This is a genomic window from Rhizobium sp. Root1220, from assembly GCF_001426265.1.
Classification (GTDB): Bacteria; Pseudomonadota; Alphaproteobacteria; order Rhizobiales; family Rhizobiaceae; genus Rhizobium.
In genome coordinates, this window is sequence record NZ_LMDG01000032.1 from 34,760 (window position 1) to 51,535 (window position 16,776).

Here is a 16,776-nt window from a genome sequence, read left to right on the forward strand (position 1 = left end):
CTAATTCCTTCAGTGCCGCCGGCTGGCGGCGATTTCGTCGCTGTATCGCATTTCGAGCAGCGTCTTCAAAACAAGGGTCACAAGTGCAAGCAGGGCAAGCAGGGTGGCGACGGCGAACGCACCGGTGAAATTATACTCGTTGTAGAGGATTTCCACCTGCAGCGGCATGGTGTTCGTTTGGCCCCGAATGTGGCCGGACACTACCGAAACCGCGCCGAATTCGCCCATCGCGCGGGCGTTGCAAAGAAGTACGCCATAAAGCAGGCCCCATTTGATGTTCGGCAGCGTGACATGCCAGAACGTCTGCCAGCCGCTGGCGCCGAGCGAAATCGCTGCCTCCTCGTCACCGGTGCCTTGCTCCTGCATCAGCGGAATAAGCTCGCGCGCGACGAAGGGAAAGGTGACGAACATTGTCGCGAGGATCAATCCCGGCACGGCGAAGAGGATCTTGATTTCATGCGCACTCAGCCATTGGCCGAGATAGGTGTTGGCGCCAAGCAGCAGCACGAAGACGAGGCCCGAGATCACCGGCGACACCGAAAAGGGCAGGTCGATCAGCGTCGTCAGAAACGCCTTTCCCTTGAACTCGAACTTGGCAATCGCCCATGCTGCGGCCACACCGAAGATCAGGTTCAAAGGCACGCTGATACCGGCAACGATCAGAGTGAGGCGGATTGCCGAGAAAGTCTCGGTGTCCCACAACGCAGTGAAAAATGCGCCGGGACCCTTTCGAAATGCCTCGACGAACACCGCAGCCAACGGCAGAAGCAGTATCAGCGTCAGGAACACCAGGGAGAGGAGAATGAGCGTCCAGCGCGCGATCTTGCTCTCGGTGACGACCGAGCGCACCCTTGACGATCGGGCAATAGTCTCAAGCGCCATAACCGTACCTCCGTCTGCTCCAGCTCTGGATCAGGTTGATGACGAGCAGCATGGCGAACGAAATCACCAGCATCACCGCCGCGATAGCTGTTGCTGCCGCGTAATTGTACTCCTCGAGCTTGATGACGATGAGCAGGGGTGCGATCTCCGATCTGAACGGCAGGTTTCCGGCGATGAAGATCACCGAACCGTATTCCCCGACGCCGCGGGCGAAGGCGAGTGCAAAACCGGTCAGCACCGCCGGCGCGAGGCCGGGCAGCAGCACCCGGAAGATCGTCTGGAAGCGATTTGCGCCAAGCGTCGCGGCTGCTTCTTCGACCTCCCTGTCGATTTCTTCCATCACCGGCTGCACCGTGCGCACGACGAAAGGCAGACCGACGAAGACGAGTGCAATGACGATGCCGAGCGGGGTGAAGGCAACCTTGATACCGAGCGGCGTCAGGAACTGGCCGATCCAGCCGTTCGGGGCGTAGAGCGTCGCCAGCGCGATGCCAGCGACAGCAGTTGGCAGGGCGAAGGGCAGATCGACCATCGCATCGATCACGCGCTTGCCGGGAAAGCGGTATCGTACCAGCACCCATGCCAGAACAACGCCGAAGACGGCATTGATGCAGGCGGCGGCGAAAGCCGTGCCGAAGCTGATGCGCAGTGCATTCGTCGTGCGCGGATCAAGTGCGATCGACAGAAATTTTTCCCAGCCGAGTTCGCTCGAGCGCCAGGCAAGGCCCGAGAGAGGGATGAGGATCAGAAGGGTAAGCCAGGTCAAGGTAAAGCCGAGCGCCAATCCAAAACCTGGAATGACGCTCGGCCGTTTGAACCGCCACCGCGTGGGGCTATGTGCTCTCATGCGATGTATTATTGGGCCGGCTTGTAGATTTGGTCAAATACCCCGCCGTCGCCGAAGAACTTCGGCTGAGCTTCCTTCCAGCCGCCGAAGTCATCGATCGTGGCGAGCGTCAGCTTGGGGAAGCGGGCGATATCGGCGGGATCGGCTGCCTCCGGCTTGATCGGACGGTAGAAGTGCTTGGCGGCGATCTTCTGGCCCTCATCGGCATAGAGGTAGTTGAGATAAGCCTCCGCGACCTTGCGGGTGCCTTTCTTGTCGACATTGCCGTCAACGACAGCGACCGGCGGGTCGGCGCGGATTGAAAAGGCCGGCGTCACGATCTCGAACTGATCGGGACCAAGCTCCTCGAGCGAGAGATAGGCCTCGTTCTCCCAAGCGAGCAGCACATCGCCGAGACCGCGCTGGACGAATGTTGTAGTTGCACCGCGGGCTCCGGTGTCGAGAACGGGGACGTGCTGCAGCAGCTTCGTGACGTATTCTTGCGCCTTGGCCTCATCGCCGCCGTTTGCCTGTTTTGCCCATGCCCAGGCAGCCAGGAAGTTCCAGCGCGCGCCACCGGAGGTCTTCGGGTTCGGCGTGATGACTTGGACGTCATCCTTGATCAGGTCGCCCCAGTCCGCGATGCCCTTGGGGTTGCCCTTGCGGACGAGGAAAACGATGGTGGAGGTGTAGGGCGTCGAATTGTTCGGGAACTTGGTTTTCCAGTCAGCCGGAATCTTGCCGGATTTCTTGGAGATGGCATCGATGTCGCCTTCCAGCGCCAGCGTCACGACATCGGCGTCCAGGCCGTCGATCACGGCGCGCGCCTGTGCTCCTGAACCGCCATGGGAGGCCTGGATTGTCAGGGTTTCGCCCGTGTCCTTCTTCCACTTGGCGGCGAAGGCGGCGTTGAAATCCTTGTACAGCTCTCTTGTCGGATCATACGATACGTTGAGAAGCGTCTGATCCGCGAATGCGGGGGCGACAGCGCCGATTGCGACACTGCCTGCTAGTAGAGCGGCCGCGAGGAGCCGGGTGATCCGTATTGACTGCACGGGGAAACCTCCTTCGTTTACGACCTAAACACTACCAAGTCAGTCGTATAATGAAACGAAGATTATTTCGGCTCCAGCGGAGCTTGCGGGAATGACATCCCAATTGTAGCCACACTTTGAAATAGACGTGCTCGCGTTGGCCGCGGCCAACACGGTGACACTCGCGCGGTTGGACTTTGCCGAAGTGCAACGTGTGAATGTCGATGAAGCCGAATCGCCCGATCCGTTGGCCGGGAGCAGCGCCTGTTTTGTGCTTGGATAAATGTCGCCGCTCATAAATCGCCTGCGCGGGCAAGCTGGCATGAACGTCGGCCGGCGTTACCCGCGGGAGTCTGACAGGAAGTCGGAATAGAATTCGTCCACCGTCTTCGCCTTGCGCATTGCCATGACCACGCCTGGCGATTGCAGTTGACGGGCGATTGCCGCGAGTACGTTCAGATATTCGCCGCGATTGCTGTTGCCGAACAGCAGCACGAAGGCGATATCCGTCGGCACATCGTCAACAGCCTCGAAATCGAGAGGATGCGCAAAGCGGATCAGCAGTCCGCGCGGATGCGACATGCCTTCCACCACCGCATGCGGCACCGCGATGCCGTTCCCGATCCCGGTGGAGCCGAGGTTCTCCCTGCTTTCCAACGCCTTGAGGATCTTCTTCTCCTCTATGGTAAAGGCGATGGCCGCCTTTTCGGCAATGATTTGCAATCCCCGCCATTTAGTTGTTGCCGATACGCCGATGAACGTATGCTCGGGGCGGATGATAGTGGGAAGATCCATATGGACTCTCTTGTCGTTGGTGCCATGTAAGCCGGCTGAGCATGCTGTCGCATAGGACGCTATCCGCTCGATGTACATCACCCTTATTGCCACAGGTCGTGGGTTGCCTATTCGCTACGCGTTCATAGGCCCAAGCGAGATAAATTTCGATTGGGGCGGAGCGCGGCAAATATAAAAGCCGCATAAAGGCTCGCACAGGAAACCATCCGGCTTTTGAACAAGGGCCGTCGCTTTGGGTATCCGTCATCGCACTGAGCATTTTATCACTTCGTGGGCAAACGCCTTTGCAAGGCAATTGAATTGCGACGACCGTGGGTCTTATAGTCCTCCATGGCCGCACGACTCGGAAGGTGCGGGGAGGCAACTGGAAGGAAACAGACAATGGCCAAGGTCCGTGCGCTGGTGCTCGAGCGCCAGCATGAACTCGCGCTTCGCGACATCGAGCTGCCGATGGACACCGGTCCGGGTCAGGTAAAGATCAGGATCCATACGGTCGGCGTCTGCGGCTCCGACGTACACTACTATACCCATGGCAAGATCGGGCCCTTCGTCGTCCACGAGCCGATGGTGCTCGGCCACGAGGCTGCCGGTACCGTCATTGAAGTCGGCGCCGGTGTCACGCACCTGAAGGTCGGCGACCGCGTCTGCATGGAGCCCGGCATTCCCGATCCGAACTCCAAGGCGAGCCGGCTTGGCATGTACAATGTCGATCCCGCCGTCGCCTTCTGGGCGACGCCGCCGATCCACGGCGTCCTGACGCCGGAAGTCGTCCACCCCGCCAACTATACGTTCAAGCTGCCGGACAATGTCAGTTTCGCGGAGGGTGCGATGGTCGAGCCCTTCGCTGTCGGAATGCAGGCGGCCACCAAGGCGAAGATCGCGCCCGGCGATACCGCCGTGGTGCTTGGCGCCGGTCCAATCGGCACGATGGTGGCGATAGCCGCCCTTGCCGGCGGTTGCGCGCGCGCGGTCGTCGCCGACCTTGCCCAGCCGAAGCTCGATATCGCCGCCCAGTACCAGGGCGTCATCCCGGTCAACATCCGCGAGAAGAACCTCGCCGAGGAAGTCGCTCGCCTGACGGATGGCTGGGGCGCCGATGTTATCTTCGAATGCTCCGGCTCGCCGAAGGCCTGGGAAACCATCATGGAACTGCCGCGCCCGGGCGGCGTCGTCGTCGCCATCGGTCTGCCGGTCAATCCGATCGGCTTGGATGTCTCGACGGCGTCCACCAAGGAAATCCGCATCGAGACGGTGTTCCGCTATGCCCACCAGTACGAACGTTCGATCGCGCTGCTCGGCTCGGGTCGCGTCGACCTGAAGCCTCTGATTTCGGAGACTTTCAGGTTCGAAGACTCCATCAAGGCCTTCGACCGTGCCGTCGAAGCGCGCCCGAGCGACGTCAAGCTGCAGATCGTGATGGAACAGCAAATGGGATAAGACCGGTATCGCCGATCTCGTGCATCAGCCTAGCGCGGTCACAATCCACACGGATGCCCGGAGTTGCACTCTGGAGGGGCCGCCGAGGGCGGCGAGGGCGGCGCGCAGCGCAGGTTCGGCCGTGGCTTGGAGCGTAGGGGTTTCTCGGACGATTTTCCCCAGCGGACCGATCTTCAGCAGTATGCGGGACATCGCTTCGAGATCGCCGCTCTATCCTCGTCGTCGCCAAGTCCCTCTCCGAACTTCTGCCGGTCGCCGACCGTGCGTCATCCTGGAGAACGGCCGCAACGTCTGGAGCGGTCACCCGCAAGCGGTGACGCCGGAGGTACAGGACAGATATCTCGGCGTATGACGCCTCACATTTTTCCCATGCCTTCGGATTTGCAAGGCCTTACCGGTTCAGATCGCATACGCGTACTGAACCGGTAAGCTGGTGATGCGCCGTCGCGTACGGCTTCCCGGCGATCAGAAGTTTGCCGACGCCTTCAGGCCGAGTGCCAGCACATCGTCGTTCTGGCTGGTGCCGCCCGGACGGTGGATGTATTGCACATTGGGCCGGAACAGCAGGCCAGTCCTCGGACGGTAGGTATAGTACAGTTCGAAAGCGTATTCCGAATCCAGCGGGTCTTCTGCGTCGGACAGACGGCTGTTGACATGCGTGGTACCCAGGGCGAAGCCGATATCGTCCAGCGGACGTTGCTTGAAAAGACCGGTGTAAATAATGCCGGCTGCAATTTGGCGGTCAGTCGTCGATGTCCGCTTGTCAGCCACGACAACGTTCAGGAACAGGCTGATACTGTTGGAAACCTGCTGTTGAAAGTTGAGGTAGCCGCCATATCGTCCGCGGTGCTGGCTTGCAGGAAGGCCTGTGAGGACCAAGGGGTCGCCGTTGATGTCCTCCGCGACGTCATCCGCTTCAGATGTGTCGTACCAGGCCCCGACCTTGTAGCTGCCGGGCAACGCGCCGTTACCGAAGGTGGGAAGCCATGCCACTTCCACCGGAATCAAGGCTCCGGTCGAGTCGCTGAAGAATACCGGCAGGACCGCATCCTCAAGGCCCAGGTATTTCTGGTTCACGTCATAGACGCCCGCCTGGAAATAGCCGAAGCCGTTCACGTTGATTTTGGCGCGGGTGGCCCATTGGCTTATGGGCCAATTGAAAATGTAGTTGCCGACAAGGTTGCCGGGGTTGGCGCCGCAGAACGTCAGGTTCTGGAAGTCGCAGGAAAACGAGGCGAAATCCTCGCCAAAGGGCATACGTCCGACCTTCCAGTCGAGCAGTCCATTTGCGTAACTCTGCTCAAACCAGAAATCGGTGAGGCGTGCGGTCTGGCCGCGGCCAAATACTTCCTGGACCTGCTGCAGCGTACCGAGCTCCGCGGAGTCGCTGAGGTTGGTGCCATTGCGCTCGGTGAAGGTGACCTGAAACCGGGCGTCGGGGACCTCGAACAATCGATCGAGGTCGAATGTTACGCCGGCTGTAAACTGGTCGGCATACGCCCCCTTGCTTACAACGCCACCGGTCGGATTATACGCGAACTCGCCCGTATAGCCGAACTGGAAATCGATGCCGCGGTCCTTGAGGCGGGTGCGGGCACCGTCCCAGTCTCCGAACAGCCACGGAACCGGCTCGGTTGCCGCTGCAGTGGAATCGGGTGTGTGTGGGGTCGCTTCACCCGCATGAACACTGCCCGCCGCAATGAAGGCAAAAAGCGCGATGGCCGCTCCGGCCAGATCTGCACGCTGCACGTTGGTTCTCCCTGTATCAGCACCGCGGTCCCGACAACTCTGTCGTTCGACCGAAGCCTGTAAAAATCTGTTTCGCACTGGGGCCGGAAGTTCCGCCGCCGGGCAATATTATCCATGCCAGCTCATCGCCTTCGGCCGCCGGCCGCCGGTCTACGTTTGGTGGTTTCGAGTGCTGGTCAGGTCTCAAAATGCGATCTGCGCCCTCAATTGGAAGATATCCGCATCGCCGTCGTTGCCGCCGAGGCTGCGGGTGGTCGGATCGGCCCATGCGTGGATGTAGTTCATCATCAGGCGGGCATAGGGTTCGGGGTACCAGTTCAGGCCAAGGGTGATGTCCTGCTGCATACCACCGCGAATGTCTTGGCTCGTGAGATCGATAGCGGAGTAACGCGCGACGGCTTCGAACACGCCGGCCCCGCCATGCGTTACCCGCTGGTCCGGTCTCGGCTGGACCCGCTTGAATATGCCGATCTCGGTCGCCGTGTCGGCCTCGAGCACGTAGGGAGCTGAATTGCCGTTGATGACCCAGCCTCCCTGCACGTACGCTCCCTGAAAGAAGGCGTCGGATGCTGCGTCGCGATCAACTTCGGCGGCGATGTACTCGGCCTGCATGCGGAAAGGGCCGCTGGCCCAGGCAAATTCCAGGCCCAGGCGGCCGATGGCGCTCGCGTCGTCGATCTTGCCCGTCTTGACGAGATCGGCATTGAACAGGAAGCTCTCCGGCGTCGTGGAGAAAGAGGCGCCGACATTGTTCGCAAGCGAGTGGTAGTTGGCGGAAACGCCGAAATGGAGAACCTCGTGTGAGTTCATGATCGGCGCGTAGGTCGCGCGTATCGTTCCTTCGAGACCGACCCCGTCGACACTTTCATTTATGTTGCCGCCAAAGACGCCGCCGGCAAGCGTCCAGTTCTCGCCGTGTGTGCCGACGGCCGCACCGGTGTTGCGCCCGGCCGGTCCGGAGGCAAACGCGGACGCAAGCGAGCGCTCCATGAACATGATATCGTTGTTGGATGTGAGCTCGTCGAGGCTGAAGGGCTCCTTGAAATTGCCCACGGTTATCGTGAACGGGGAAAAGCCCTTGTAGCTTGCCAGCAGATTGTTGATTGGGGTCGTATCGCTGCTGAAGTCGTACTGAAGGTTCAAAATCAGGTCGTCGTAGATCGTGATCTTCGGCTCGAGCCAAAAACGCCTGATATCGGCATGCTTGGGAAACTCGTCGGTAACAGCCGAACTGCTTCCGGTTCCAAAATCAGCGTGCAGACGACCGCCGAGGTGGAATTTCACGCCCCCGTCGGAGGACTGTAGCGTTAGACCGTGCTCGTCAATCACCACGAGGCGGTCACCTTTCACTGCCGCGGCTTCTTGCGCAACTGCGGGGCTTCCCAGGATCAAGGTGACGAGGGCGGGCCACATCGGCCGCAATCCTGAATAGCAACGAACGGTAGTCACATCTGCTCCTTCGATGGCATTCCGAATGGGCGTTGCCAACGGTTGTCGAACTGGGCGTCAGGTTAAATTGATTCGGCAGCGTTGCGAACCGCATTAAGTTTCTGGTGCACCGGATTCTGGAGTTTCCCAGGCCTTTTCAAGGAGAGGTGCGTCGGCAGATCGCGCGCCCAGGGACTCCAGACCTCAGCGGTGCCAGTGTCCGGTCCCGTGGGCGAGACCCAACGTTTGTTCCCGCTGCGTGCAGGCGCGGGCAGGGGTCCCGGCGCCGAACTATACCAACGTCTATCCCCGGTATACGTGATGGTGATAACATTTGTTCTCCAAATTTTACAAATAGATAGCAGATCGCGTTGAACTCTACCGGTGGCTCTGAAGGCGCCGCACGGTCGCGATCTCAGTGCAACCCGAGAATTCGATGCCGCGGTAGCGGCGGAAAGGCTTACAATGTCGCGAAAGATCGCTGCATCCACACTCGCCCTTGCTCTCGCGCTGGGATCTGCGTCAATGGCGCAAGCGGCCATGGCACCACCTGCCGGCGTGGCCATGGACGGACCTGGGAAGATCCTCGTCGATGGCGCCGGACGGACACTCTACACCTTTGACAAGGATAAGCCTGGCGCATCCGAATGCACGTTCCTGTGCGCGGTGGCGTGGCCACCGCTTGTCGCTCGCGCGGGCGCACAGGCGCACGGCCCTTGGACCTTGGTCCGACGGTCGAGCGGTGCGTTCCAGTGGGCTCACGATGGCTCGCCGCTATACACCTACCGCCTTGATTTCAAGCGCGGCGATGTTTCGGGCAACGGGGCAGACGGCGGCGTCTGGCACGTGGCCAAGCCATAAATCGACATCGCGGGTGGCACTTATCTGCTGCCCGCGACTGGCCCGGCACTGGCCGGGAGTGGCTCAGGACTTGATTGACCGCTCCGTCCATCGCACGGCAGATCAAAGCCCGGTTCGGTCGCCGGGCCGTATCATTGGAATGCGGCATCGGCCTCTGCCCTAGCCGTCGAACCCGAACCTTTCCACGTCGAAATCCTCGTCATTGCTATCCGAAATACTTGCCGTTGCTCGCCCATCGATCTGGGTATTTTCTGGGATGGCACTCGCGGCGAGGCGGGGAAGCGCAAGGTCGATGGCTGTGCCGGGAGGCTGGAGCGCCCAGGCGAACAGCGCCTTGGCAGATACGGCGCCGACGCCTGACGATGCGTCCTGTGATGCCGATGCAGGCAAGCTTGCTATGGGTTGCATCCTCGCCAGAACGCCGTTCGTCGGATTTCCGGTTTGTGCGGAAACGTGCAACCCGCCGGCACCCCTGCTCCCAAGGACAGTTTGCGAGAGCAAGCTCGGAGTGCGTCCCGCCGGGACGATAGCGGCTTCCTCGGTTAAGCTCGGTCTGATTGTTGGCATGGGAGCGGCATAGGCGGCGAGGTCGATGAACGCGTCCTGCTTGCCATCGCCGTCAACGGACTTTTCAGCCCGGGCGGCGAACCTGCTGTCGGCCGCCCTGCTTCGAGGCGTGGGCAGCATGGCGGTGACAATGCTTGCTCCGGTCACGTCTCTGGCTGGCGGTGCGGGCGCGCCCTCATCATCGATATCCGAGGGGCCAGTGACGTCGATCGGCACCGGCCGCGAACGCTTGCTGGCGTCGGCGACCGCCACCTGGTAGCCGGGTAATGGTCTGCCGTCGGCCGGCAGATGCAGCGTGCGCCCGCTCGGGAAAAGTCGTACCAGCTCCTGGCGCGACATCCGCGGCCAGGCGCGAACATTGCCGACATCCAGATGCACGAAGGGCGAGCCGGACGTCGGATAATAGCCGACACCGCCGACCTGCATCTGCATGGCGAGCCCGCGCAAAGTCGCAAGCTTCACACCCGGTATGTAGAAATCCATCGCCTTGCCAAGCATGTGCTGGCTGCGCTTCGCGACACCCGAACTGCGCGAACGGCCCCTAAGTGCGGCATTGGTGGACGGAGAGCGGTAGGCCGAGACGACATGGATCGGCTCCCTTGCCGCGCTGCGCTGGTAGACCTCCCAGACAAGGTCGAGCAGGCGCGGGTCGATCCTGGTCGGCTCGTTTTTTCGCCAGTCGCGCAGGAGGCGGTTGATCTTCGCAAGCCCCTTCGGGTCGTATTTCCCATTGCGCTTGAAGACGATGGTCGCTCTTTCCCCGGTGTGAATGAAGAAGAGCTTGAGGGCCCGGTCATCGGAGGCGGCCTGCGCGGTTACCGTCATTGCCGCAAACAGCATCATCGCGGCAAGCACCGCGCGATGGACGACGAATGACAGGGCCGGGAAAAACGTGCCCGTCGGTAGGGAAGCAAAAGCATGCTGAAGGAACGCCATACTGGTCCTCGGTGGTGCTCGGGAACTCAGGCGCACTGAACTAACGACGCCGTTCGACCTCCTACTATGGTCAACAAAACCCTAATGGACGGTATACAACGGTCGATAAAACGGAAATCGTGCGTGTCTTTCGGACGGTGGATAAGCATCACCAGCCGCGAGCGCTGCCGTGCAGCCCCGCCGTTTTGAAGCGAGCGCGTGTCCAATCGGTGTCGGGGGATGCAGTTCATCCACCCCAAGCCGCTGCTCCGTTGCCGTGCGGACCCCTTGTCTACTGTTTCTGTGCCGCAAACCGGCCAGCCGGACGCGCCCACGACATACCGGCTGCGAGCAGTCCCAGCAGGGCCAGGACGATCACCACCAGCCGGATGGCGTCGGTCAGATCCGCATTGTTCGCGTCTAGTGTGGAGCTCGATCCGCCTGTAAGGAGGCGAAGTTTCCATGACAGCAGGCTCGCCGCCATCGCGATGCCGATGCTCGTCCCGACGTCGCGTGTCACGTTCATGAGGCTCCCGGCTTCACCGGCCTCCGATGCCGAAGCGCTCCCCATGATCGAATTGTTGTTCGGGGCAAGGAACACGCCCTGACCTATGCCAATGACGACCAGCGAGGCGGTCACGATGGCAAGGCTGGGGGTGTGTGGGCCCAGTTGTAGGGACAGGAGAAACAAACCGGCGGACACGATCAGCATGCCGCCGGCGCACAGAAACCTGGTGCCGATCCGGTCGGACAAAGCGCCGCTGACCGGTGCCATGAGACCGAGCGCCAGGGGAATGGCAGTCAGCCGGAGACCACCGGAAAATGCACTCTCTCCAAAGACCCGCTCAAATGCGAACGGCATCAGGAAGAACAGCCCAAAGAGGATGATGTTGGCCAACAGGCTCACCAGGTTGCCGCATGCGAAGGACCATTTTCGGAACAGCTGTAATGGAATGAGCGGGTCGGGAGCACGCCTCTCCCAAATGACGAGAGCGGTCAACAAAATGACGCCGGCGGCTGCGCTGCCGATCACCCCGGGTGAAGCCAGTCCCCACGAGCCGACCTGGTTGATCGCCAGCATGAGGGTCCCCAGACCCGGCACAAGGAGCATCGCGGCAAGCATGTCGAAACGGCTGCCGGGCTTTGTGGCGCTCGTCTCCGGAATGATGAACCAGGCGATGACGGTGCCAGCCAGGCCAAACGGTACGTTCACCCAGAACACCCAGCGCCAGTCTAGCGCATCGACGATCCACCCCCCGACGGTTGGCCCGGCACAGAGCCCGACGGCCTGTACCGCCGTCTGGATTCCCAGCGCCTTGCCCCTGAGCCGGTCGCCGGCGACGGACACGATGATGGCCACGCTGTTGGCCGATAGCATCGCTGCACCCACGGCCTGCACCGCCCGGGCCGCGATGAGCCAGGCCAGACCGGGGGCGAAGCCGCAAAGGGTCGAACCTGCGATGAAAACCAGGAAACCCGCCACGTAAAGCCGCCTGCGACCATACATATCGGCTAGGCGCCCGAATATGGGAAGCATGACAGATACGACGAGCAGGAACATCACCGCCACCCAGCTCACCTGGCCGATTGAGACGGCGAACTCGCGCTCCAACGCGGGAAGAACGAGCTGGGTTATGCTGGCGTCCAATTGCCCCATGAAGGAGCCGATACAAACGGTCGCAACGATGATCCAGACCATCGAGTTGCCATTCTTCGAAGCGGCTGACGCGGCGGGCTGCCTCATTCTCTCATCCCCGGCTGCAAACCCTGTGACCTTACCTCGCTAGCCGCTCCTGCACAGCCAGCCTCTGCTTTCCTTGATTGTGGACCGACATCTTTACTGAAAGCTTACGGAGGGTCGGTATGGTCGAGGCCGGTTTGAGGTTTGACAGGGGGAAATCGGAGGGATCGGGTCCTGACCGAGCAGTTGGCGAAGACGCGCCGCAGCGAGGGCGATCGGCCGGACGCCGCATTCTCGCAAGGCTTGTTCAATGCGGTTGCCGAGACATCTTGATCCGCCATCGATGTGACAGCGCTCTATGCTTCAAGTCTGGAAAACGAATGAACTTCTTGCTGATTGCCAATTTGCGCCTGCTACCTTTCGAGGTGTTGCGGCTCGGTCATTCCTTGCCCAGCATGACCCGCTCGGTCGGGATCGATGACTTCCGGGCGCTTGCATGATGGATGCGTCATGGCGGTCAAGGGCAGAAACGGCGGCGCAGTTTGGCGTGTGGAGGGAAGCAGTAGTTTTTCTGCTGCTTGTGGCACTTCTCCTCATCCCGTTGCTGATCAACGGCTTTCCACTGGTGATGGACGATTCCATTGCATATTCGGGTGAGGGTGTCGGCTGGATCCGGTCGAATACCGCAGCCGTCGTGATCGCGCCGCTGTACAATCTGCTCGGATACTGGGCTCTGCCGCTATTCAACGCGGTTTTAGTGGCCGCAGCCTGGCTTCTCTTCTGCCGCAGTTTCGCCTTCCGCGATCTTCTGGTGCTGGCCCTACCACTTTCGGTTCTCGCCCTCCTGCCGCTCTACGTCAGTGCGGTTCTCGTCGATACGTGGTTCTTCGCGGCAATCGTTTTCCTGATCGTTGCCGTTCGGCGCAAAAGCCCGCTGCTGGCAATCCTGGTTGGCATCCTTTTTTCGAGCCACGGCAGCGGACTCTTGCTTGTCCTGCCGTTCTCGATCCTGATGACAGTTGCGTTCCGCAGGTGGCAATTGTTTGCGATGCCGGCCATTGCAATCGTCACGCTGCTGCTGGTGAACGGTGCCCTGGAGCGCAAGTATTTCCCTGACGTTCCCAGGCTTGGAGAGACGTTTCTTGCGTCGCGGCTGTTCTCCATCCACCCGGAATTGCTGCGACGTCAGTGTCAGCGATCCGGGGACGCCGCCCTTTGCATCGCGGCAGACTATGTGGCCGAACTGAGGAGCGACCCTGCCAACGCCGGTCGCCGCGACTTTTTCTGGGATGTTGCACGACGCTTCCCGCAGGCGTTCCAGCTCGTGCGTTTCGAGCGCTACCACGCGCGTCCGATCATCGTCGACGGTCTGACCTACCGGCCGGTGGAAAGCAGCAGGGTTATCCTCGGCGATTTCCTGAGCTTCTATGGTCCCGAAACCTTGCTGGACTTCATTCCTGTCCTGACCGAACCAATGCCGGCCGGTTTCTATCAATCCGCTCAAGGCAAAGGCCTGTGGCAAAGCGACATGTTTCGCCACTCTGCCACTGTCTGTCGCTATGCCCTCTATCTGCTTGTTGCGCTTGCCGTGATCCGCGCGGGTAGAGCGCTCGCGAGGGAGGAGCGGATATGGGTCGCGTTGCTCCTCTTGATGGCCGTTGGAAACGATCTGCTCTTCGCAATCGTTTCCGGACCGCCGGATCGTTACCACCACCGTATCTTGCCACTCCTTGGCCTTGTCGTTCTGCTAGCGACCAACGCCATCCAGCGCGGGCGAGTAAGGCACCTTTCGTCGACCGACAAAGAGGGTAAAACTACGGATCTTACTTCGGCGGCTCGTTAAGAAGTCGGCCGTATCCTCGCTGCCAGAAACAATAAAAAATAGCGGGGAACAAGTGAACGCAGTTTCGAAACTCCAGTACGGCAGCCGTTTCGGCGAAGAGGTGAAGAAGATCGCAAGGTCATCGTTGTCCGTGGTCTCGACATCTTCCGATGTCGAACTCGCATCGACGAAGTATTCCCGCTGGTTCAGTGCCGAGGACGGCACGCCGGAGCCGATGGCAACTTCGAGCCGGAAGTTTAAAACCATTACCGCCAATATGGCCTTGGCCGAAGTTGCCGCGGCGACCAGGGAGAATCTCTCCATCCTCGGCGAGGACGCCAACGACTTGTTCAGGTCCAGACTTCCCTCGGGACACAGGATGCGCCGGACAGTCCGCTCGTCTCTCTTGCCGGGCATTCCCCACTTGGGCACCTGCAAGTTCGGCGAGGTGGTGACCGACCGCGGGCAGGATGGGTACGCCGTGACGCAGATGTTCATCGCCAACTTCGATGGCGATCTAGACACGTCTGACGGCGCGGGTTTCTATAAGCCGATCAGCCGTGATTTCGGCCAGATGTTCTACGGTGTCCATATCATCGTCGACCGGTTCGGCAATCCGCTCGGGTTCGATCGCGGGCGCGGCGAAAATGGCATCGCGTTCAAGACAAGGGACGTCACCAAGGCGCTCTACAGCATCGCGTCGGCGAGCACCGGCTTGTCCATCGAGGCGTTGGTTGGCCGGGCGGCGACCGCGAGGAAGGCGGCGGCTAGGTAGCTCAAGGCGATGGCTGGGGTGGCACAACCGTCAAAAGCGCGATTAATATTGCGAAAAAGCGTGCATCGCGGCGCCCGATCGTCCGATCGATGAAGATTAGCGTAGCCGAGACACGCCTCATTGCGCTATCACCCCGGAAACGGGGGAGCTCTCGATCATGAATCATGACAATGGCCGCGCCGCGCCTCCGACGATTGCCGACGTGGCACGGCTGGCAGGGGTCTCTCGCGCCGTCGCAAGCCGCGCCCTCTCCACCGAGCCACGCCCCGTCTCCTCCGACAAGCGCGAGCGCGTGATCGAAGCTGCGGCCAGCCTAGGCTACAAACCGAACCTGCTTGCCCAGAGCCTGACAACCAAGACGGTCAACCTTGTTGCCGTCGTGGTCAACCACATCCACGACCTGTCCGACCTCGATCTCTTCGACAGGTTGATTGACCAGATCCAGGCGGTCGGCAAACAGGTGATCCTGGTGCGCATCGGCTCGGTTGCGCGCGTCGAGGAGTTCCTGCGCAACGGCGTTGCCTACCATGTCGATGCTGCCCTGGTCTTCTCCGACTTCGCCGACGCGCCGACCGTCCGGCGCATGTTCCGGTCGGAACTTGTGGTCATGCTGAACGGCCTGCATGACGAACTCTCGCCGGTCGTCATTCCCGACGAGCACGCCGGCATTTTCGAGGCGGTTGCCGATGCCGCCGCCAAGAAAGTGCGCAGCGCGAGCCTGGTGACCGGCCGCGCTTCCTCGCCGGTGGAACAGGCACGGGTCGATACGTACCGGGAAGCTTTCGCGGAGCACGGGATCAAGCTCATCCAGACGGTGCAGGGTGACTATTCCTACGAGAGTGGGCATGCCGCCGCCGCAATGCTGGTCGGCCCCGGCTGTCCCGATGCGATCTTCTGCACGTCGGACGCCATGGCCATGGGCATCCTCGATGTCTGCCGCGCCGATTTCCCGCACAACCGCCCATCGCGGTTCCGGCTCTACGGCTTCGACAACTTGTCGCTGACTGATTTCGACGCCTATCCGATCTCTTCGATCGGCTACGACAAGTCGCTCTATGTGCGCCATATCGTCGAGTCCGTCGTAAATCCGCGTGGCTTTATGCCCGGCCAGCCGCCGGTGACCGTGCCGACGCGTTTCGTGCCGCGGCTGACGGCCTGACAGGGACGGGCTGCCCGGAGGCAGCCCGCATTGCTTCAGCTTACCACAGCGGATTCAGTGCCGGCGGGTTGGAGTCTGCACCCCACCACTTCTTGTAGTTGGCGGTGTAGGCGCCCGACTGAATGTAATCGGAAACGAACATATCCAGCCAACGCACGAATTCCAGATCGCCCTTGGCGACAGCAATGCCGATCGGGTCGTTGGAATAGAGACCCGGCAGGGTGACAAGCGACGGGTTCTTCGTGGCGAGGTAGTCGAGCAGCGAGGAATCCTCGATCGCCGCATCGACGCGCTTCTGCTGCAGCTGCAGGATGCCATCGGGGGCGAACTGGTCGACATAGACGAGCTCGGCATCCGGCACGGCCGTCTTCAGGAAGCTCTCGCCCGTCGTTCCCCGACCGACGACGACTTTCTTGCCGGCGAGGTCCTTCAGGTCCTTGATGCCTGCATCCTTCTGCACGATGATGCGCAGGCCGGCGCGGTTGTAGGGGATCGTGAAGTTCACCGTCTTGGCGCGCTCGAGCGTCGCGGAGGTGTTGGCGACCGCGATATCAATCTGACCGGAGACGAGCATCGAGATGCGGGCGTCGCCCGACACGTCGACGAACTCGACCGGCACGCCGAGTTTCTGCGCCAGAAGCGTCGCGACATCGACGTCATAGCCGACCGGATTGTTCTGCGCATCGCGGAAGCCGATCGGCTCGCCGCCAAGCGACACGCCGATGCGAACGGTGCCGCGCGAGCGGATATCGTCGATCATGCCTGCGAAGGATGGGAGCGCCGAGCCGGCCACGAGGGCCAGTGCGGCAAGGGTAGTCAAAATGCGTTTCATGGTCGTATTCCCT

At 61.1% G+C, this 16,776-nt stretch carries 14 protein-coding genes; 5 read left to right on the top strand and 9 right to left on the bottom strand.

All coding sequences use genetic code 11. The features are described from left to right. Window positions 1-9 precede the first annotated feature (9 nt). The 4 genes from cysW to ASC90_RS17310 form a co-directional block, all read right to left on the bottom strand. Window positions 10-882: a sulfate ABC transporter permease subunit CysW gene (gene cysW / locus ASC90_RS17295; RefSeq protein WP_056542812.1), complete on the bottom strand. Its 873-nt coding sequence runs from the start codon at window positions 880-882 to the stop codon at window positions 10-12. Further along, a complete protein-coding gene (cysT, locus tag ASC90_RS17300) occupies window positions 872-1,729 on the bottom strand; it encodes a sulfate ABC transporter permease subunit CysT (protein ID WP_056542814.1) in 858 nt (285 codons plus the stop codon). The genes cysW and cysT overlap by 11 nt, the downstream gene beginning before the upstream one ends. An 8-nt stretch (window positions 1,730-1,737) precedes the next feature. Next, window positions 1,738-2,763: a sulfate ABC transporter substrate-binding protein gene (locus ASC90_RS17305; RefSeq protein WP_056542816.1), complete on the bottom strand. Its 1,026-nt coding sequence runs from the start codon at window positions 2,761-2,763 to the stop codon at window positions 1,738-1,740. Window positions 2,764-3,081: 318 nt separating this feature from the next. Continuing rightward, entirely contained in the window at window positions 3,082-3,537 is a 456-nt protein-coding gene (locus ASC90_RS17310; protein WP_056543568.1) for a PTS sugar transporter subunit IIA, read from the bottom strand. Window positions 3,538-3,918: 381 nt separating this feature from the next. Between ASC90_RS17310 and ASC90_RS17315 the strand changes: the two genes are divergently transcribed. After that, a complete protein-coding gene (locus ASC90_RS17315; protein WP_056542819.1) occupies window positions 3,919-4,974 on the top strand; it encodes an NAD(P)-dependent alcohol dehydrogenase in 1,056 nt (351 codons plus the stop codon). A gap of 465 nt (window positions 4,975-5,439) precedes the next feature. Here ASC90_RS17315 and ASC90_RS17320 read toward each other — a convergent pair whose 3' ends face one another. Next, the gene (locus tag ASC90_RS17320) at window positions 5,440-6,723 is read right to left on the bottom strand and encodes a carbohydrate porin (protein WP_056542821.1); all 1,284 of its coding nucleotides are present in this window, start codon (window positions 6,721-6,723) and stop codon (window positions 5,440-5,442) included. Window positions 6,724-6,906: 183 nt separating this feature from the next. Further along, window positions 6,907-8,136 (bottom strand): porin, encoded by a 1,230-nt coding sequence (locus ASC90_RS17325; protein ID WP_056542823.1) that lies wholly within the window; start codon window positions 8,134-8,136, stop codon window positions 6,907-6,909. Between the two features lie 480 nt (window positions 8,137-8,616). On the opposite strand from ASC90_RS17325, the gene ASC90_RS17330 reads away from it, so the two are divergent. After that, entirely contained in the window at window positions 8,617-9,012 is a 396-nt protein-coding gene (locus ASC90_RS17330) for a hypothetical protein (RefSeq protein WP_056543570.1), read from the top strand. A gap of 159 nt (window positions 9,013-9,171) precedes the next feature. On the opposite strand, the gene ASC90_RS17335 is transcribed toward ASC90_RS17330, so the two are convergent. Together ASC90_RS17335 and ASC90_RS17340 are read right to left on the bottom strand one after the other, a co-directional pair. Next, window positions 9,172-10,515, bottom strand: coding sequence for a DUF882 domain-containing protein (locus ASC90_RS17335; protein ID WP_056542825.1), 1,344 nt, complete (start codon window positions 10,513-10,515; stop codon window positions 9,172-9,174). A 271-nt stretch (window positions 10,516-10,786) separates the two neighbouring features. Then, the gene (locus ASC90_RS17340) at window positions 10,787-12,238 is read right to left on the bottom strand and encodes a DHA2 family efflux MFS transporter permease subunit (RefSeq protein ID WP_056542827.1); all 1,452 of its coding nucleotides are present in this window, start codon (window positions 12,236-12,238) and stop codon (window positions 10,787-10,789) included. Window positions 12,239-12,671: 433 nt separating this feature from the next. Between ASC90_RS17340 and ASC90_RS17345 the strand changes: the two genes are divergently transcribed. The 3 genes from ASC90_RS17345 (at window position 12,672) to ASC90_RS17355 (ending at window position 15,931) form a co-directional block, all read left to right on the top strand. Next, window positions 12,672-14,018 (top strand): hypothetical protein, encoded by a 1,347-nt coding sequence (locus ASC90_RS17345; RefSeq protein WP_156393012.1) that lies wholly within the window; start codon window positions 12,672-12,674, stop codon window positions 14,016-14,018. Window positions 14,019-14,070: 52 nt separating this feature from the next. Further along, window positions 14,071-14,772 (top strand): DUF6656 family protein, encoded by a 702-nt coding sequence (locus tag ASC90_RS17350; protein WP_056542832.1) that lies wholly within the window; start codon window positions 14,071-14,073, stop codon window positions 14,770-14,772. A 157-nt stretch (window positions 14,773-14,929) separates the two neighbouring features. After that, window positions 14,930-15,931 (top strand): LacI family DNA-binding transcriptional regulator, encoded by a 1,002-nt coding sequence (locus ASC90_RS17355; RefSeq protein ID WP_056542834.1) that lies wholly within the window; start codon window positions 14,930-14,932, stop codon window positions 15,929-15,931. A gap of 40 nt (window positions 15,932-15,971) precedes the next feature. Here ASC90_RS17355 and ASC90_RS17360 read toward each other — a convergent pair whose 3' ends face one another. Then, complete coding sequence (locus ASC90_RS17360) at window positions 15,972-16,763, bottom strand: transporter substrate-binding domain-containing protein (RefSeq protein ID WP_056542835.1); 792 nt, start codon at window positions 16,761-16,763, stop codon at window positions 15,972-15,974. Window positions 16,764-16,776: the final 13 nt, after the last annotated feature.